The organism is Clostridium acidisoli DSM 12555 (assembly GCF_900176305.1).
Classification (GTDB): Bacteria; Bacillota; Clostridia; order Clostridiales; family Clostridiaceae; genus Clostridium_I; species Clostridium_I acidisoli.
The window spans coordinates 1-19,511 of the sequence record NZ_FWXH01000029.1; the positions used below are offsets into that span (position 1 = coordinate 1).

17 protein-coding genes, 3 tRNA genes and 2 riboswitches are annotated in these 19,511 nt (G+C 30.7%); of the genes, 19 read left to right on the forward strand and 1 reads right to left on the reverse strand.

All coding sequences use genetic code 11. From position 1 onward, the window contains the following. Window position 1 precedes the first annotated feature (1 nt). From B8978_RS17740 to prfB, 10 genes are all read left to right on the forward strand, one after another. A tRNA-Val gene (locus B8978_RS17740) sits at window positions 2–77 on the forward strand. A 15-nt stretch (window positions 78–92) separates the two neighbouring features. Then, window positions 93–168, forward strand: a tRNA-Thr gene (locus B8978_RS17745). 5 nt (window positions 169–173) lie between these two features. Then, window positions 174–258 (forward strand) — tRNA-Tyr (locus tag B8978_RS17750). Between the two features lie 102 nt (window positions 259–360). Continuing rightward, a riboswitch (SAM riboswitch) is annotated at window positions 361–468 on the forward strand. Window positions 469–542: 74 nt separating this feature from the next. Beyond that, window positions 543–1,718 carry a methionine adenosyltransferase gene (gene metK, locus B8978_RS17755; protein WP_084117630.1) on the forward strand — a complete coding sequence of 392 codons (1,176 nt, stop codon included), beginning with the start codon at window positions 543–545 and terminating at the stop codon, window positions 1,716–1,718. A 126-nt stretch (window positions 1,719–1,844) separates the two neighbouring features. After that, the gene (gene recD2, locus B8978_RS17760; RefSeq protein ID WP_084117631.1) at window positions 1,845–4,052 is read left to right on the forward strand and encodes an SF1B family DNA helicase RecD2; all 2,208 of its coding nucleotides are present in this window, start codon (window positions 1,845–1,847) and stop codon (window positions 4,050–4,052) included. Window positions 4,053–4,076: 24 nt separating this feature from the next. Then, window positions 4,077–5,102 carry a hypothetical protein gene (locus B8978_RS17765; protein ID WP_084117632.1) on the forward strand — a complete coding sequence of 342 codons (1,026 nt, stop codon included), beginning with the start codon at window positions 4,077–4,079 and terminating at the stop codon, window positions 5,100–5,102. 5 nt (window positions 5,103–5,107) lie between these two features. Continuing rightward, on the forward strand, window positions 5,108–5,752 hold the full coding sequence (locus B8978_RS17770; RefSeq protein WP_242950594.1) for a ComF family protein: 645 nt from the start codon (window positions 5,108–5,110) through the stop codon (window positions 5,750–5,752). A 453-nt stretch (window positions 5,753–6,205) separates the two neighbouring features. Further along, window positions 6,206–6,742: a ribosome hibernation-promoting factor, HPF/YfiA family gene (gene hpf / locus B8978_RS17775; RefSeq protein ID WP_084117634.1), complete on the forward strand. Its 537-nt coding sequence runs from the start codon at window positions 6,206–6,208 to the stop codon at window positions 6,740–6,742. Between the two features lie 194 nt (window positions 6,743–6,936). Beyond that, window positions 6,937–9,441, forward strand: a complete 2,505-nt coding sequence (gene secA / locus B8978_RS17780; protein ID WP_084117635.1) for a preprotein translocase subunit SecA — start codon at window positions 6,937–6,939, stop codon at window positions 9,439–9,441. Between the two features lie 55 nt (window positions 9,442–9,496). Further along, window positions 9,497–10,607 (forward strand): peptide chain release factor 2 gene (gene prfB, locus B8978_RS17785; RefSeq protein ID WP_207651898.1). Its coding sequence is split into 2 segments (ribosomal slippage): window positions 9,497–9,574 and window positions 9,576–10,607, totalling 1,110 coding nucleotides; the frame shifts between segments, so codons are not numbered across the junction. A 153-nt stretch (window positions 10,608–10,760) separates the two neighbouring features. On the opposite strand, the gene B8978_RS17790 is transcribed toward prfB, so the two are convergent. Further along, on the reverse strand, window positions 10,761–11,192 hold the full coding sequence (locus B8978_RS17790) for an HAD-IA family hydrolase (protein ID WP_084117637.1): 432 nt from the start codon (window positions 11,190–11,192) through the stop codon (window positions 10,761–10,763). A gap of 159 nt (window positions 11,193–11,351) precedes the next feature. Between B8978_RS17790 and B8978_RS17795 the strand changes: the two genes are divergently transcribed. The 9 genes from B8978_RS17795 (at window position 11,352) to cysC (ending at window position 19,509) form a co-directional block, all read left to right on the forward strand. Then, the gene (locus tag B8978_RS17795; protein WP_242950595.1) at window positions 11,352–11,975 is read left to right on the forward strand and encodes a precorrin-2 dehydrogenase/sirohydrochlorin ferrochelatase family protein; all 624 of its coding nucleotides are present in this window, start codon (window positions 11,352–11,354) and stop codon (window positions 11,973–11,975) included. 113 nt (window positions 11,976–12,088) lie between these two features. After that, a riboswitch (SAM riboswitch) is annotated at window positions 12,089–12,191 on the forward strand. 69 nt (window positions 12,192–12,260) lie between these two features. Next, window positions 12,261–12,431 (forward strand): YezD family protein, encoded by a 171-nt coding sequence (locus B8978_RS17800; protein ID WP_084117639.1) that lies wholly within the window; start codon window positions 12,261–12,263, stop codon window positions 12,429–12,431. A gap of 236 nt (window positions 12,432–12,667) precedes the next feature. Continuing rightward, window positions 12,668–13,864: an ROK family transcriptional regulator gene (locus B8978_RS17805; protein WP_084117640.1), complete on the forward strand. Its 1,197-nt coding sequence runs from the start codon at window positions 12,668–12,670 to the stop codon at window positions 13,862–13,864. A gap of 45 nt (window positions 13,865–13,909) precedes the next feature. After that, window positions 13,910–14,125: a sulfur carrier protein ThiS gene (thiS, locus tag B8978_RS17810; protein WP_084117641.1), complete on the forward strand. Its 216-nt coding sequence runs from the start codon at window positions 13,910–13,912 to the stop codon at window positions 14,123–14,125. Beyond that, window positions 14,115–14,945, forward strand: a complete 831-nt coding sequence (locus B8978_RS17815; RefSeq protein ID WP_084117642.1) for a HesA/MoeB/ThiF family protein — start codon at window positions 14,115–14,117, stop codon at window positions 14,943–14,945. The genes thiS and B8978_RS17815 overlap by 11 nt, the downstream gene beginning before the upstream one ends. 5 nt (window positions 14,946–14,950) lie before the next feature. Continuing rightward, window positions 14,951–15,361 carry a M67 family metallopeptidase gene (locus B8978_RS17820; RefSeq protein ID WP_084117643.1) on the forward strand — a complete coding sequence of 137 codons (411 nt, stop codon included), beginning with the start codon at window positions 14,951–14,953 and terminating at the stop codon, window positions 15,359–15,361. A gap of 19 nt (window positions 15,362–15,380) precedes the next feature. After that, window positions 15,381–17,669: a sulfurtransferase TusA family protein gene (locus B8978_RS17825; RefSeq protein WP_084117644.1), complete on the forward strand. Its 2,289-nt coding sequence runs from the start codon at window positions 15,381–15,383 to the stop codon at window positions 17,667–17,669. A 13-nt stretch (window positions 17,670–17,682) separates the two neighbouring features. After that, entirely contained in the window at window positions 17,683–18,909 is a 1,227-nt protein-coding gene (locus tag B8978_RS17830) for an O-acetylhomoserine aminocarboxypropyltransferase/cysteine synthase family protein (protein ID WP_084117645.1), read from the forward strand. A 9-nt stretch (window positions 18,910–18,918) separates the two neighbouring features. Continuing rightward, window positions 18,919–19,509, forward strand: coding sequence for an adenylyl-sulfate kinase (cysC, locus tag B8978_RS17835; protein WP_084117646.1), 591 nt, complete (start codon window positions 18,919–18,921; stop codon window positions 19,507–19,509). The last annotated feature ends 2 nt before the right edge of the window (window positions 19,510–19,511 follow it).

Below are 19,511 nucleotides of genomic sequence, written 5' to 3' on the forward strand. Positions count from 1 at the left end.
TGGGCGTTTAGCTCAGCTGGGAGAGCATCTGCCTTACAAGCAGAGGGTCACAGGTTCGAGCCCTGTAATGCCCACCATTTTAAATTTCATAAGCTGGCATAGCTCAATTGGTAGAGCAACTGACTTGTAATCAGTAGGTTATGGGTTCAATTCCTATTGCCAGCACCATACTTGGAGGAATTCCCGAGTGGCCAAAGGGGGCAGACTGTAAATCTGTTAGCTCAGCTTTCGATGGTTCGAATCCATCTTCCTCCACCAAAAAAGACACTTATGTGTCTTTTTTTAATTTCAAATTATATATTGACTACTTAAAATAGCTGTGATAGTATAACAATGATAGTTTAATAAATAGAATTTTAGCTCTTATCAAGAGAGGTGGAGGGAAAATGGCCCTGTGAAACCCGGCAACCGATGTGTAATAACATTAAGGTGCCAATTCCTGCAAAATTAAATTTTGCAAGATAAGAGAGATTTAAAACATAAGTCTCTTCTTATTTGAAGTGGCTTTAATTTTTTGTTTAATTTTATTAGGAGGGAAAGAAATGAGAAAGTTATTTACTTCTGAATCAGTAACCGAAGGGCATCCAGATAAAATATGTGATCAGATATCTGATGGTATATTAGATGCCATATTAACAAATGACCCAGATGCAAGAGTTGCTTGTGAAACTACAGTTACAACAGGCATAGTTAATGTTATGGGGGAAATATCAACAAAATGTTACGTTGATATACCAAAAGTAGTAAGGGAAACAATAAGAGAAATTGGGTATACAAGAGCAAAATATGGTTTCGATTGTGATACTTGTGCTGTTGTTACATCAATTGATGAGCAATCGGCTGATATAGCAATGGGTGTTGATGAAGCACTTGAATCTAAAAAAGGCGAAATGGACAAGATCGAAGCTGTTGGTGCAGGTGATCAAGGTATGATGTTTGGATTTGCAACAAACGAAACACCAGAATACATGCCTATGCCAATTGCAATGGCTCATAAACTTTCAAGAAGACTAACTGAAGTTAGAAAAAATAATACGCTTGATTACTTAAGACCAGATGGTAAAACTCAAGTAACTGTTGAATATGAGGACAATAAGCCAGTAAGAATTGATACCATAGTTATATCAACTCAACATGGACCAACAGTATCTCATGAACAGATAGAAAAAGATATTATAGAAAACGTAATAAAAGTAGTTATTCCAGCTGAACTTTTAGATGAAAAAACTAAATATTTTATTAATCCAACTGGAAGATTTGTTGTTGGTGGACCACAAGGAGATTCAGGTCTTACTGGAAGAAAAATAATCGTAGATACTTACGGTGGATATGGTAGACATGGCGGTGGAGCTTTCTCAGGAAAAGATCCAACTAAAGTTGACAGATCAGCTGCTTATGCTAGCAGATGGGTTGCAAAAAATTTAGTTGCTGCAGGAGTTGCTGACAAGCTTGAAATACAACTTGCTTATGCTATTGGTGTTGCTAAACCTGTATCAATAGGAATTGATACATTTGGAACTGGAAAAGTAGCTGAAGATAAGATAGTTGAAATTGTAGAAAAAATATTCGACTTAAGACCGGGTGCTATAATAAGAGATCTTGGTTTAAAAAGACCTATATACAGACAGGTTGCAGCTTATGGTCATTTTGGAAGAACTGACATTGATGTACCTTGGGAAAAATTAGACAAGGTTGAAGAGATTAAAAAGTATATATAATAGTTAGGTGTTCACAAAATTCATTGGTTAAATGATTGAGTTATAAAATCATTTAACCAGTGAATTTTTTGTTTAATATGATATAATTTTTATATGTAGGTTAACTTTTAAAGTAGGAGAGATTTTATGACTGAATTGATATGTATCGTTGATAATATAGTTTTTAAAAATGAAGAGAATGGGTATGTTGTAGCTCAAGTTAAAGATAAAGAAAAAAGCTACACTATAGTTGGTTGCATACCATATATTATTGAGGGGCAGTCATTAAAGCTCAAAGGACAATGGGTTACACATCCTCAATTTGGCAAACAATTAAAAGTTGATAATTGTGAGGAAATTGTACCTGATTCTAAAATAGGCATAGAAAGATATTTGTCTTCAGGAATTATAATGGGTATAGGACCTGTAACTGCAAAAAAAATAGTTGATAAGTTTGGAGAAAAAACTCTTGAAATACTTGATAACGATATAAATAGGCTTAATGAAATTGAGGGTATTGGAGAAAAAAAGATAAAAATTATATATGAATCCTATTCAAGGCAAAGAGAAGTAAGAAATATAATGGTTTTTTTACAGACATATGGTGTAACGGCAAATCAGTGTGTAAAGATATATAACAAATACAAAAGTGATTCTATAAAAGTTGTAAGAGAAAATCCATATATATTAACTGAAGAAATTTCAGGAATTGGATTTAAAACAGCAGATAAAATTGCAAGAAGTTTAGGAATTGAAGGAAATTCAGCATTTAGAATACAAAGTGGAATAAATTATGTTTTAAATGAATTTTGCTCAAAAGGGAATACCTATATGCCAATGGATAAGCTTATATTAGAAGCTAGTGATACTTTATGTGTGGGCAAAGATGAGATAGAAAAAAATATATATGAAAGCACATTGGAGCAAAAAATAAAGATAGAAATTATAAATAATGAAAATTGTGTATTTACAATGCCATATTATTACTGTGAATTAGGAGTAACAAAAAAAATAGTAACATTGGCTACCAATAAATATGATGACATAGATATAGATGTTGATACGCGAATAAGGGAATTTGAAGATGAGAAGAAGATAAGTTTTGCAGAAACTCAAATAGAAGCCATAAGAGGCGGTTTTGAAAATGGTATAGAAGTTATTACAGGTGGACCAGGAACGGGTAAAACAACTATAATAAACTGTATAGCAGATATATTTGAAAAAGCATCATTAAAAGTTTTTATGGCGGCACCAACAGGAAGAGCAGCAAAGAGAATGTCAGAGGCAACTGGTAAAGAAGCAAAAACTATACACAGATTACTAGAGCTTGGCTTTGGTGATGGTGAAGAACTTTCATTTTTTAAAAGTGAGGAATGTCCACTTGAATGTGATGTAATAATTATAGACGAAGCATCTATGATAGACATAGTTTTAATGAATAATCTTTTGAAGGCAATAGGAATGGGAACTAGAGTCATAATCGTTGGAGATGTTGACCAACTTCCATCTGTGGGACCAGGAAATGTACTTAGGGACATTATTGAAAGTAAAGCGGTAAAAGTAGTTAGACTTAAAGAGATATTTAGGCAAGCTAAGGAAAGTATGATTATCGTAAACGCACATAAGATTAACAATGGTGAAATGCCAGTTTTAAACAGAAAGGATAAGGATTTCTATTTTATTAGCAATGATAAAAATGAGGAGATATTAAATACAGTAATTGAACTTATTTATAAAAGACTCCCTAAATTTAATAAAGAATGGGATAGTAAAAATAGCATTCAGGTATTATCTCCAATGAGGAAAGGTATTTTAGGTGTAACCAATTTAAATAATAAGATTCAAGGTATATTAAATACAAGTAGTGAACAGAAAAAAGAAAGAAAATATAAAGACTTGGTTTTTAGGGTTGGTGACAAAGTCATGCAAACTAAAAATAATTATACTTTGAAATGGAAAAGGATAGATGGAAAAGGTGAAGGGGATGGTGAAGGAGTTTTTAATGGAGATGTTGGTTTCATAGAAGATATAGATGAAGAAAACAAACTTTTAGTTGTATTTGACAATGAAAGAGAAGTCATATATGAAGAAATCTATATGGATGAATTAGACCTTGCATATGCTATAACAATACATAAAAGTCAAGGAAGTGAATTTCCGGTTATAGTTATGCCAATTTTTATGGGAGCACCGTTATTAATGAATAGAAACTTACTATACACTGGCATTACCAGAGCGAAAAAATTGGTTGTGCTTGTAGGAACAAAAAAGTCTATGAGTTATATGATAAGTAACAATAAAGGGTTTGATAGATATTCAGGATTAAAATGGAGAATTATGGATATAATAAACTGATAATGGTTTAAATGAGGGGGAAGCATGATAATTAATAATCTAAAAGAAGTAACCATTGAAGTAAGAAAGATTAGTAATAAAATATTAAATTGGGGTGGAAATAGGGAAAGTTTTCTAAATATTACTTCACCGCCGTATAATACATCTTTAATATTTATAGAAATATTGATGATGTTTATAGATGAAGGAAAAGATATATTATATATAACTGGAGAACAAGAGAAGGATATTGAAATAATAGATTATTTAAGGAAGTATACAAAAATTAGAAATTATACATATATAAGAAGCAGTACAACTATTTCAAATTCACGTTTGAATTTCTGTACCTACAATAAGGCTGTTACAATTCCCAAAAGATATGATTTAGTTATATATGATGATATTAGAAGTTATCCTAATTATTCAAAGTATGAAATATTGGATATAGTAAATAAATGTTGTGATGAAAAAGGTAAAATAATAGCTTATTCTATAGAATCCATTTTTAACAATGCTGAAGAAATAATTTTGCCTATGAGAAATAACAAGATGCCTATAACGGAACCAAGGGTTATAACAACACGAATAGACATAAACAAGGATGTTCCTTTTGTAATATATGAATATATTAAATGGTCAATTAGCATAGGAAAAAGAGTAATTATAGCGGTACCGGACGATACAAAAGTTTTTAATGTTATATCTTACATATATAAATATTTTAAAGACATAACCCGTAATATATTCTATTACTCTAAAAATGAGAAGAATGTAAAGGTTATACGGGAGTTCCATAAGTATAAGGATGGAATAATGATAACAAATAATATTGATGACATATGTTGCGATGAGTATAAAACAAATATACTGGTTTTTTTTGCTGATGATAAACAATACAATTATAAAAATCTTGTTTATTTTTCAGGGAGAACAGGGAAGGGAGACATTGTAAATAGAGGAGAAGTTATATATTTAGTTAAAGAAGAAAATAATGAAATTGAGAAGGCTAAAGGTATAACTAGAACCTTTAATAAAATGGCATGGGAAAAAGGATTTTTGAGTTTATAAGGTATTTGTGTGATGCTATTATAAGCATTGTTTATACTTATGAATATAAATGTGAGCTTTGCAAGGAATACTTAGAAGAAGGAGATATATGCGAGGAATGCAGGAGCAAAATTAAATTATGTAAGTTTCCTATTGTTTTAAATAAAAACAATTATAGTGTAAGATGTTACAGTACATCTTATTATTCAGGAGATATAGCAAAATTAATTTTGAACTTTAAGTATAAAAGCAATTTCAGATGTGGTGATATACTAGCTAAATTTATGATAGAACTTATTGAAAGAGAGAAAATTCAATTTGATGCTATTACATTTGTTCCCATGACTAAAAGTGCACTTTCTAAAAGAGGGTATAATCAAAGTAAGATTTTGGCCAAAATAATAGCAAAAAGGTTTAGACTTCCTGTAGTTGATTGTATTGATAAGGTTAAAGAAACAAAAGATCAAATTGGTCTTGATTCTGAGGAACGGTGGAGCAATGTTTCAAAAAGTTTTAGATTAAAAAATAGCAAAAAAATTATTGGGCAATCAATTTTGCTTGTAGATGACGTGTTTACAACGGGTGCCACAACTTATTTCTGTGCTGGAGAAATGATAGAAAAAGGAGCAAAAGACGTTATAGTCTTGACTGTTGCAAAAAGTCGTATATAATATTAAGTGTATTAAGTTAGGTTTGTGGTTGAAAGTCGATGCTAGTCGCAGGCAAAGCGATCCACGTAAGTTGAACAAAGTTTAATGAGCATGGTGCGGTTTAGAGGTAAGTCCTGCCGTGAAAAACGAGAGGGTAAGTAGTGAGGGGTTAAGTCCTAGTAGCAAAAGCTCCAGCAGGCGAGTGTGGGGTCAAAGACCAGGTCAACTAGTTTAATATTGCACTTATAGTGCTAATTAGCAGTCTTTTCGGAGGCTGCTATTATTTTTTTAAAATAATATTATGAAAACCTTTAAAATATGGAGGAATATCAAGGAAAAATTATTATAATTTATATAATATTCTGTTAATTATCTTTTAAGGGGTTGTTATTTGTAGAAAAAACGAATAAAATAACTATAAAAGAACATACTAGATTGTAAATCAAAATTTGGTTTTTGAGAGGAGCTGTTAATATGAGAATAACAATTAGCGGAAAAAACGTAGAGGTTACAAATGGATTAAGAAGTGCCATTGAAAAGAAATTTTCAAAATTAGAGAGGTACTTTAACCCCGATGTAACAGCTCATGCAACTTTAAGTGTAGAAAACTATAGAAAAATGGTTGAAGTTACAATTCCTTTTGGAGGGGCCATACTTAGAGGTGAAGAATCAAATACGGATATGTATGCTGCTATAGATTTGGTTGCAGATAAAATGGAGAGGCAAGTAAGAAAACAAAAAACAAAATTAGAAAGAAGAAAATATGGAGAATCACTAAGATTCCAATCTATACCTGATTTTGAAGGAAAAGAAGAGGATGAAGAAAAAGAGGCAGCTATTGTTAAAACTAAGAGATTTGCAATAAAACCAATGTCTGATGAAGAAGCAGTGTTACAAATGGAACTTTTAGCTCATAGCTTTTTCGTATTCCAAAATGCAGAATCTAATGAAGTAAATGTTGTATATAAGAGAAAAGATGGTAACTACGGTCTTATAGAACCAGAATTTTAAAATGGAATAAAGTATAATAAATGGACTGTTTAAATTTTTTAGACAGTCCATTATAAATTTATAAAATTATATTTAATAACATATAAGGATAAATTTTTATAAAAGTTGAATGAAACAATGTTAAATGGTATAATCTATTAAGTATAATACTTTTTTGTTTTGTATAATTTATAAGTATAGTGAGGATGGAATCAATGGGAATTTTGAAAAAAGTGTTCGGATCTTATAGCGAGAGAGAAGTAAAGAGAATTATTCCAATTGTTGATAAAATAGAGAGTTTCGATGATAAAATTAAAGCATTAACTGACGACGAGTTAAAAGAGAAAACTAAAGAATTTAAGGATAGATTAGAAAAAAATGAAACCTTAGATGATATACTTCCAGAAGCATTTGCAGTTGTTAGAGAGGCATCACAAAGAGTACTTGGAATGAAACATTTTAGAGAGCAGTTAATTGGAGGAGTTGTACTTCATCAAGGTAGAATTGCAGAAATGAAAACTGGTGAAGGAAAAACTCTTGTGGCAACACTTCCTACATATTTAAATGCTTTAACAGGAAAAGGAGTACATATAGTAACTGTTAATGATTATCTTGCAAAAAGAGATAAAGAGTGGATGGGTAAGGTTTATGAGTTTTTAGGACTTAGTGTAGGTGTAATATTACATAATTTGAGTCAAAGTGAAAGGCAAGAAGCTTATGCTGCAGATATAACATATGGAACTAACAATGAATATGGATTTGACTACCTTAGAGATAACATGGTTATATACAAAGAGGAGAGAGTTCAAAGACCATTGAATTATTCAATAGTAGATGAAGTTGACTCAATTTTAATTGATGAAGCTAGAACACCACTTATAATTTCTGGCGAAGGTGATAAATCAACAGAGTTTTACAAAGTAGCGGATGCATTTGCAAAATTATTAAAAAAAGATGATTATACAGTTGATGAAAAATCAAATTCTGTAATATTAAATGATACAGGTGTTGAAAAAGCTGAAGAATTTTTCCACCTAGAGAACTATGCAGATCCAGACAATATGGAGATTCAACATCATGCATCTCAAGCTTTAAAAGCAAATTATATGATGAAAAAAGATAAAGATTATATGGTTAAAAATGATGAAGTAGTTATAGTAGATGAATTTACTGGAAGACTTATGGAAGGTAGAAGATATAGCGATGGTCTTCATCAAGCAATTGAGGCAAAAGAAGGCGTTAAAGTTCAAAAAGAGTCAAAAACCCTTGCTACAATAACTTTTCAAAATTATTTTAGACTATACAATAAACTTTCAGGAATGACTGGTACAGCATTAACTGAAGAAGTAGAATTTAGAGAAATATACGATTTAGACGTTATAGTTGTACCTACGCATAGACCTATATCAAGAAAAGATTTTCCAGACTTAGTATACAAAACTGAAAAAGGTAAATTTGAGGCTGTAGTTGAAGAAATTAAAGAAACTCATGCAACAGGTCAACCAGTTTTAGTTGGTACAGTAAGTATTGAAAAATCAGAAGTAATTTCTAATCTTCTAAGAAGAAGTGGAGTACAGCATCAAGTACTTAATGCTAAATACCATGAAAAAGAAGCAGAAATTATATCTAATGCTGGTCAAAAAGGTAGCATTACAATAGCAACTAATATGGCAGGTCGTGGTACTGATATCAAGCTTGATGAAGGTGTTGTAGAGTTAGGTGGACTAAAGATAATAGGAACTGAAAGACATGAATCAAGACGTATAGACAATCAGCTTAGAGGACGTTCAGGACGTCAAGGAGATCCAGGAAGTTCAAGATTTTATGTATCTCTTGAAGATGATCTTATGAGAATATTTGGATCTGAAAAACTTGGAGGTATGGTTGATAGATTAGGTCTTCAAGAGGACGAAGCAATAGAAAGTAGAATGGTAAGTGGCGCTATAGAAAATGCTCAGAAAAAAGTTGAAGGTAACAATTTTGACATAAGAAAGACACTTCTTAAATATGATGATGTTATGAATCAACAAAGAGAAATTATCTATAAGCAAAGGGCTGAGGTTCTTGAAGGAAATAACATGAAAGATCAAATTCAGGTTATGATTAAGGATATAATTTTCAATTCGGTTACTTCTCATTTGACAGGTGTGGAAGAAGAACTAGAGGAAGATTTAAAACAACTTTTAGAATACCTTAAAGATATATGCATTCCAGAAGGCTCAGTAACAGTAGATGAACTAAAGGTATTATCTGATGAAGAAATTAAAGAGAAATTTTTAGGCATTGCTACTGAAATATATAAAAACAAAGAAGAGGAATTTGGAGAAGAACAAATAAGAGAAATTGAAAGAGTAATTCTTCTTAGAATTGTTGATACAAAATGGATGGATCATATTGATAATATGGAACATTTAAAGCAAGGAATGAATTTAAGAGCATATAGACAGCAAGATCCTGTTCAAGCATATCAGTTTGAAGGAAGTCAAATGTTTAATGAGATGATATATAACATAAGAGTTGAGACTGTAAAATATTTATTCCATGTACAAATTTCAAGAGCTCCAGAAAGAGAGAGAGTTGTTAAAACAATATCAACAAATCATGATGAGTCATTGGTAAATGAGCCAATTAGAAGAAAAGAAGAAAAAGTTGGAAGAAATGATCCTTGTCCATGTGGTTCAGGAAAGAAATATAAAAATTGTCATGGAAGAAGGGCATAAAAAATAAGGGATGTTTATCATCTCTTTAAATTTTAATATAGAGGATGTGAGTGTAGTGCTTATAAAACTTGAAGAATCTTTAAAGGATATTATGGTACTAGGTGAAACATTGAAAGAAATAAGGGATTCACTTTGACCTGCCTACAATTAGAAAGAAGATAGAAGAGTTAGAAGGTGTAATGCAGGAAACGAATTTTTGGGATGATATGAAAAGGTCTCAAGAAGTAACTCAAGAAGCTAAATTTTTAAAAGACAGAATAGATTTAGTGGATTCATTATCGCAAAGATTAGAGGATGTAGGGACTCTGATTGAAATGAGCAAAGAAGAAGAGGATGAAACGCTACTTAAAGAGATTCTTTTAGAAATAGAAGAATTAGAAAACAATATTGAAAAGTTTAGAATAGAGATACTTTTGTCAGGTGAATATGATAAAAATAATGCTATATTGGATTTACACACAGGAGCAGGTGGTACAGATGCACAGGATTGGACAGAAATGCTTTTAAGAATGTACACAAGGTGGGCAGATTCAAAGGGATTTAAAGTGGAAACAATAGACTTTTTGCCAGGCGATGAAGCTGGTGTAAAGAGTGTTACACTTAAAATAACTGGAGAATTTGCTTATGGATATTTGAAGGCTGAAAGAGGAATTCATAGATTGGTAAGAATATCTCCATTTAATGCAAATGGTAAGAGACAAACCTCTTTTGCATCTGTTGAAGCTTTGCCTGAACTTACAGAAAAACAGGATATTGATATTAAATCAGAGGATCTTAGGATAGATACCTATAGAGCAAGCGGTGCTGGTGGACAGCATATAAATAAAACAGATTCTGCAATAAGAATAACTCATATTCCAACAGGCATAGTTGTACAATGCCAAAATGAAAGAAGCCAACATTCAAATAAACAAACGGCAATGGCTATGCTTAAGGCAAAACTTGTAGAACTTAAAGAAAGAGCACATAAGGAAAAAATAGAAGATTTGACTGGTGAACTTAAGGATATTGGTTGGGGAAGCCAAATTAGATCTTATGTTTTTCAACCATATACCATGGTGAAGGATCATAGAACAGGAGCAGAGGTTGGAAATATAGATTCTGTAATGGATGGAGATATTGATATTTTCATCAATGAGTATTTGAAGCAAAATAATAAGATGTGACTAGGAATAAGCTTTATTTATAATAATGAGATATTGGGAATTAAGCGTTGAAGATCTTTAACCAACTTGATTTGCAATTTATTTGCAATTTATTATGAAATAAAATAAAAGACCACCGATAAGGTTGGTCTTTTATGATATTATTATAAATTTTTAACTAAAATTAAGGATAGATGAATTCACATTAGACAAGTTTGGTATTGTTTTATCAGCAGAATTACAAGGAATATTAACACCTACACCTATAGAGGACATATTCAATCTTTTAGCTTGATCGAGTATATCTGTTGAGTTATCAAATATGACACAGTTCTCAGGAGCTAATCCCAGCTCACTAGCAGTTTTTAAAAGTATTGGAGTTGAGTTAGCAGTTTTATCTTCAGAGTCTAAAACAACATCAAAGAAATCCTTAATATTTAAAACATTTAAAACATCTGCATTACTTTTTTTAGAAGCAACGGCCAATTTCATACCAGAAACTCTAAGGTTAATTAAAAATCGTTTTACCCCAGGTAAAATAGTTGAATTTTTAGAATCAACTAAAACGTTGTCAAGGTCGAAAATACATCCTTCTACTTCTTTCAAAATTATCCCCCCATATTTTATACGTGATATAAAAATTTTTTATGTAAAGTACCTATGCTTTATTATAATACAAATTAATATAAAAATTACATATGTTAAAAATAATTAACATAGAATTTTATAAGAAAGGTGTAAATTATGAATAAATATTATCCTATTATGTTAGATATAAAAGAAAAAAAATGTGTGGTAATTGGAGGTGGAAATATTGCATACCGAAAAGTTATATCTTTACTTGAAGCTGGTGCAAATGTTACTGTAATAAGTAAGGAAATAAATGAAGATATTAGACTGTTACTAAAGGATCAAGTTGTAGAGTGCATTGAAGAAAAATATGATTTTAAATATATAAATGATTGTTACCTTGTATATGCGGCCACAGATGACAAAGAAGTAAATGAATTAGTATATTCACAGTGTAGTGAAAAAAACATACTAGTAAATGTAGTGGATAAGCCAGAAATCTGTAATTTTATTGTTCCATCAAAATTGCAAAGAGGGGATTTAACTATTGCAATATCAACTAATGGAAAAAGTCCTATGCTCTCCAGGAAAATAAGACAGGATTTAGAAAAAGTCTATGACAATAGATATGAATTGTTCTTAGATATTACGGGTGAAGTTAGAAAAGAAGCCTTTAAGGTTTTAATTAATGGAAAAAAACGCAGTGAATTTTACAATAAAATTATATATTCAAATTATATAGATAGGTTGGCATGTGAAGATAAACAAAAAATATACATAGAAATAATGAATATTTTACATGAATATGGAAATGAATAATTATAAAAAATGTTGACAAAATAAACAAAAAAAATTATAATTATATAAAACATATATGAAAACTTGGATATGGGTTTGCATTCTAAGTTATAATAAAATAAAAAGTTAATATTTACTTATCTAGAAAGGCAGAGGGAGTGGCCCTATGAAGCCTTGACAACCAAAACTTATTGTTTAGTGGTGCCAATTCCAACAGATTTTTCTGAGAGATAAGACTAAGGGATAATTTATCTTCATTTAGTTTTATCTAAGTGAAGATTTTTATGTTCTTGGGGGGAATATAATATGGCTGAAAATGTAAGTAGATTTCGTGAGAAGAAGGAAAGTATTTCTAAAAAAGAAATTGAAAAAATATTACAACTAGTAAGCACTATAAAATATGGATCAATAAAGTTGATTATTCAAGATGGCGTTCTTATACAAATAGAAACTAGTGAGAAAATAAGAATTAAGTAATAAAAAATAAATTTTAAAACATTTTACTTATATTTTTTTTAAAACCATTGACAGATAGTAAATTATCAACTAAAATAAAGACTAATATAGCAAAACCAAATAAACCAAGCAGAATACTATGAATACATAAAAAATAATTTCTTTATAAGTAGATACTAAACTAAACAAAAATTTATAGTCTTTTTATAGCAACTTCTTACCATTTTGGATAAAAGAATAATGTGAGGATTTTATAAATGACAGAAGTTATTGAAGAATTTAGAAATATAAGTATTGATGCAAAAAAAATATTAGGTATTGTTCAAAAAAATGGACCATTGACGAAAGCTCAAATTCTAAATATTACAAACTTAAAGTTAACAACGCTTAACCGTATAATTAAGCCAATTATAGATAATAAATTGATTATTGAAGTAAGCATAGGAGAGTCAACAGGAGGTAGAAAGCCATCGTTGTATGATGTTAACAATAATTATGTATTTATTGGCATTGACATTTCTAGAATTTACACACAAGTTGTTTTTACAGACTTGAAATTAAATGTAATATACAAGGAACGATTTAATATGGATAGTTCCTACTCGCCTGAAAAAACAGTTAATAAAATAAAGCAAATATGTATAGATGGAATTAAAAAACTCAAATTAAAAAAGGCTAATATAGTATTAGCGGGACTTGGTACAGTAGGACCGATGGATTTGGAAAAGGGATTAATAAAAAATCCAATTAACTTTATGTCTAGTGGATGGGAAAATGTAGCTATAAAAGAAATGCTTCAAGAAGCTTTAGAATTAGAAATTTACATGGATAATGGAGCTAATTCAGCAGTTACAGCAGAATATTTATTTGGAAGTGGTAAGGCTTTTAAAAATATTGCTTATTTTAACTTTGGTAGAGGAATACGAACTGGAGTTATATCTAATGGAAATATTATAAGAGTAATTAATGATACCGAGGATGCTTTTGCTCATATGACAATAGATTTTGATGGGGAAAAATGTAGTTGTGGAAACTATGGATGTGTTGAATGTTATTCATCTATTATGGCAATTACTAAAAAGTTTAAAGAAGAGATTAAAAATTTAAAAAAGAATACAATAGGAAAGCCTATTGAGGATATTAATTATGTAGATATATGCCTAGCAGCAGAAAAGGGAGACGAATTAGCTTATAAAATTATATTAGAAGCTGCTAAAGTTTTTGGTACAGCCCTTGCAAATTTTATAAATCTTTTAAATCCAGAAGTTGTTGTATTGAGTGGACCACTTATGATGGTGTCAAATTTATTTTATAATGTAAGTTATAAAACAGCAAAAGAAAGGTGTTATTTTAGTAATCATGCCAATATATTTTTTTATAAAGGTGGATATTTTAAAGAAAATGCTATCTCTGTAGGTGCTGTAGCTATAGCAATTGAAAAATTGATATTGTAATTATTAAATTTTAATATACATTTATATATAAAGAGGAGGACAAAAATGAAAATCAAAGTAAATGGTGAAATAAAGGAAATAAAAGAAGCAGTGACAATAACAGAATTATTAAAAGTTGAAAATGTTGAAATGCCAGATATGGTTTCTGTTCAATTAAATGGTGAATTTGCTGAAAGGGATAAATTTGATACCACTGTAATTAAAGAAAATGATGAAATTGAATTTTTGTATTTTATGGGGGGCGGAAGCATTGGATTTTAGTGAAGATCAGATAGAAAGGTACTCAAGACATATCATTCTTTCAGAAGTAGGTGTTGAAGGACAAGAAAAATTACTAAATTCAAAAGTTCTTGTAATTGGAACTGGAGGACTTGGAGCACCAGCTGCTATGTATCTTGCTGCAGCTGGGGTTGGAACAATAGGTCTTGTAGATGGGGATGTAGTAGATTTATCAAATCTTCAAAGACAAATAATTCATCAGACTAAAGATGTAGGCAAGCTTAAAACTCAATCTGGTAAGGAAACAATAAATGATATAAATCCAGATGTAAAAGTAATTACATATAATGAATTTGTGACTTCAGAAAACATATTAGACATAATAAAAGATCAAGATTACGATTTTATAATTGATGGTACAGATAATTTTGCAGCAAAGTTTTTGATAAATGATGCGTGTGTACTTGCTAAAAAACCATTTTCACATGCAGGAATAATAAGATTTCAAGGCCAACTCACTACGTATATACCAGACAACGGGACACCTTGTTATAGATGTATTTTTCAGTCTCCACCTCCAGCTGGAGTAGTTCCAACTTGTAGAGAAGCTGGTGTTTTAGGTGTAATGGGAGGGGTTATAGGTACACTTCAAGCAACCGAAGCACTAAAATATATATTAGGACTTGGAGAAACCTTAGCAGGATATTTATTAACATATGATGGTTTAAAGATGGAATTTAAAAAAATAAAAATAAATCACAATAAAAAATGTGGAGTATGTGGTGAAGAGCCAACTATAAAAACATTGATTGACTATGAAAATCCATCTTGTGACTTAAAATCTGGCAAGTTAAACGGGTGATTAATATGATTTATATAAAAAGTGAAGAATTAAAAAAAATGATAAATCAAGCTAAGGAAGAATTTTCAAATGAATGTTGTGGTTTTCTTTCAGGTATAAAGGATGAAGAAGATATACATATCTATAAAATATATCCATTAACGAATATAGATAAAAGCAGTGAGCACTTTTCCATGGACCCAAAGGAACAATTTTCAGCTGTGAAAGCTATAAGGAATGATGGAAAAGAGCTTATAGGAAATTATCATTCACATCCATATACTCCTTCAAGGCCATCTGAAGAAGACAAGAGATTAGCATATGATACAAAAGCTTTATATGGAATTTTATCTCTTGAAAAAGAAGAACCTGTTTTTAATTTGTTTAGCATAAATAAAGATAAAGAGGTAGAAAAACTCCAATACAAAATAGATTAGTATATATGAGGTGAGATGGATGATTAAAATTAGAGAAGAGCATTTTAAAGCGGTTGAAGACTTTAAGAATAAAGCTGAAGAATATGCTAGTGGCAAATTAGATCCACTTAGATTTAAGGCTTTTAGAGTTTCAATGGGTGTTTATGAACAGAGAAAAAAAGAGACTTACATGGTAAGAACTAGAATACCAGGTGGAGTAATAAATCATGAACAGTTTGAATTGATTAGCAAACTTTCAAAGGAATATGCAGGTGGTGGACTACATTTAACTTCAAGACAAGATATTCAATTTCATGAAGTTGAACTTAAGAATGTATATTCAATGATGAAGGAACTTATTGGAGTAGGAATAATAACAAAGGGTACAGGCGGAAATACAGTAAGAAATGTAGAGTGTTCTCCACTGTCAGGTGTATCTCATGATGACATATTTGATGTAACTCCATATGTAAAGCTTGCTACGGATTATTTAATAAAAGATCCAAGCACAATGAACCTTCCAAGAAAATACAAAATAGCTTTTTCAAATAGTGTGGAGGATACGGGAAATGCTACAATATCAGATCTTGGATTTATTGCTAAAGTTAAAGATGGAGCAAGAGGTTTTGAAGTATATGCAGGTGGTGGTTTTGGTGGAAATCCGAGAGTAGCACTAAAGTTTTCAGATTTTATTGAAGACAAGGATATATTGTATTACATTCAAGGACTTAAAGAGTTATTTGAAAAAGAAGGAGACAGGACAAATAAAAATAAAGCAAGAATAAGATATATTGTTGCAAGGCTGGGAGAAGAAAAGTTCTTAGAAGAACTTAAAAATTATGTGGATGGAGTTAAAAACAGAGAAAATCTAGATGTTAAAGTTGATGGAGTTTTAGAGGAAGCTCGAACTACACAGGAAAAGGTAGAAAAAGGTTATGAAAATATAATTTTACCTGAAAAACAGGAGAATTATTATTCTATATATGTTCATCCTAGAAGTGGAAATCTAAAAGCAGATGGGCTTGATAAAGTATTAAGATTTGTAGGGGTTTTAAATTATGAAACTTCATATAGAGTAACTAACACTCAAGGATTTTTTGTAAGAGGCGTAAAGGGTGAGGATGCAAAGAAACTTGCAGATATAGTCCATGAATTTACATCAGGATTTAATATGGATAATTCATTAACTTGTGCTGGGGCCTCAACTTGTCAATTAGGACTTTGTCTATCACAAAATCTATTGGCAGCTATAATAGAAGAATTTAAAAATGAAAGTTATGAAGTAAAGTCAGCTCTTCCAAGAATATTCATATCGGGATGTCCAAATTCCTGTGGACAGCATGAAAAAGGCAAAATAGGATTAAGTGGTAAAGCACTTAGAACAACTGATGGACTAGTACCAGCTTATACAGTTTTCTTTGGAGGAAAAGTTCACAGTGGTGGAGCTAAAATGGGAGATGTATTTGGAGATGTCCCAGCAAAAAGGCTTCCACAATTTTTATTAGAACTTGCAAAACTTAAAGTTAAACTTAACTATGATTGTTTTGATAAATTTGTACAAGAAAACTCAGCAAACATTAAAGAAATCCTACAAAAACATTCTAAGGTTGAGAGTTTTAGTGAAAATCCTGATCTTTATTATGATCACGGAGCAAAAGAAAGATTCACATTAAAAGGAAGAGGACCAGGGGAATGCAGCACTGGTGTTCTTGATGTAATAAAACTTGATTTATCAAATGCAGATGCTAGCATTTTAAAATACAAGGACAGTAAAGATGACAAAAGTTTATATGCAGCAGCATTATCTTCAGCTAGGGCATTACTTGTTTTAAAGGGAATAGATACAAATAAGGATAGAGAGATATTCAAAGGATTTAAAGCAAATTTTGTGGACACTGGATATGTTAAAAAGGAAGTCTCAGAGTTATTTGATACATTGATTGATTATAAAATTGGAGACATAAGTGACATATCAAATAAAGCTGATATTGTAAGTTATTTATTTGGAAAAGTAAAAGATATGTATGATTCTTTAAATGGTCAGCTTGAAATTACCCTTTCCAAGGAAGTAGAAACTGAAATGACTAGTGATAAAGGTAAAAATGAGTATGAAGTTATAGACTTTAGAGGAGTAAAATGCCCCATAAATTTTGTAAAGGTAAAAGTTGAACTTTCAAAGATAAAATCTGGAGAAAAGAGGGGCTTTTATCTAGATGATGGTGATCCAATTACAAATGTTCCTAAGAGTGTTGAAAAGGAAGGTCATAAGATTTTATCAATAGATACGAATTATGATGGATATAACTTGCTTGTTATAGAGAAAAAATAATTAGGGGGCTACTATGAATTTTAACACTAAACTTATACATGGAAATCATAAAGTTGATGAAACTGGGGCAACAAATATACCAATTTATCTTTCCAATGCCTTTGCACATAACTCTGCTGAAAAACTAGAAAACATAATGCTTGGAAAGAGTATGGGCTTTGCATATACAAGAATTTCAAATCCAACTGTGAATTCATTTGAAAGAAGAATAGCAAGTATAGAGGGTGGCCTTATGGCAACCTCTGCTGCTTCTGGAATGAGTGCAATATATCTTGCAATAATGAATATTGTAGAAAGTGGAGATGAAATAATAGCCTCTAGTGGACTATATGGGGGTACATACACATTAATTAGAAACCTTAAATCCTATGGCATATCTGTTAAGTTTTTAGATAACATTAATGAGAAAACTTTAAATGATAACATAACAGAAAAAACAAAATTAGTTTTTGCAGAAACCATAGGTAATCCTAAAATGGATGTATTGGATATTGATGAAGTTTCTAAGGCTTGCAAAGATAACAATGTAATATTAATAGTAGATTCAACTATTACAACTCCTTATCTCATAAATCCACTAAAACATGGTGTAGATGTAGTTATACATTCCACTTCAAAGTATATAAATGGTACTTCAAATTCTATAGGTGGAATCATTGTAGATGGTGGAAGTGACAAATATAAACACATGAAATTTAAAAATTTCAGTGAGTTTAATAAATTTGGAAAGATGGCATTTACAGCTAAACTTAAAGCAACTATAGGAAGGGATTTAGGACCAGCGCTTTCACCAGTAAATGCATTCCTAAATTTAACTGGAGTTGAAACTTTAGGCTTAAGGATGAGAGAACACTGTAAAAATGCACAAATAGTAGCTGAGTACTTGGAAAGTAGTGATAAGATTTCTAAAGTAAATTATCCGGGACTTAAAAGTTCAGCTTATTATAATATAGCACAAAAATATTATAAATCTGGAGCAAGTGGAATATTAACATTTAGACTTTCTAGTAAGGAAAATTGTTTTAAATTCATAAACCAATTAGAACTTATATACAATCTAACTAATATCGGTGATACAAAAACTATTATCATACATCCGGGTTCTACTATATGTGCAGGAAATACAGAAGAAGAAAAAGAGCAAATGGGTGTGTATGAAGATCTTTTGAGGTTGTCTGTTGGAATAGAGGATGTAGAAGATATTATAAGTGATATAGAAAATGCTTTAAAAGCAATATGAGGTGATATTTTGGGAATAAAGGCAACAAATATAGTTTGGCATAATACAAGCGTAAAAAGATCAGATAGAGAAAAACTTTTAAAACAGAAAGGAATATTACTTTGGTTAACAGGACTTTCTGGATCTGGGAAGTCAACGGTAGCAACCATGTTAGAACAAAAATTAAATGATGCTGGTAAGCTAACTTATCTTTTAGATGGTGATAATGTAAGACATGGACTAAATTCTGATTTAGGTTTTTCTAAAGAAGATAGAATTGAGAACATAAGAAGAATAGCTGAACTTTCAAAATTATTTGTAGATGCCGGAATTATAACTATAGCTACTTTTATATCACCCTTCATAAAAGAAAGAGTCAAAGTGAAAGATCTTTTAGAAAGTGATTTTGTAGAGATTTATGTGGATTGTCCTTTGGAAATCTGTGAAAAAAGAGATCCGAAAGGGATTTATAAAAAAGCAAGAAATGGTCAGATAAAAGATTTTACAGGAATTGATTCACCATATGAAAAACCAATAAATCCAGACATAGTTATACACACGGAAGAAAATAGTTTAGAGGAATGTGTGGATAAAATTATGGATTATTTAGAGAAAAGGTGAGG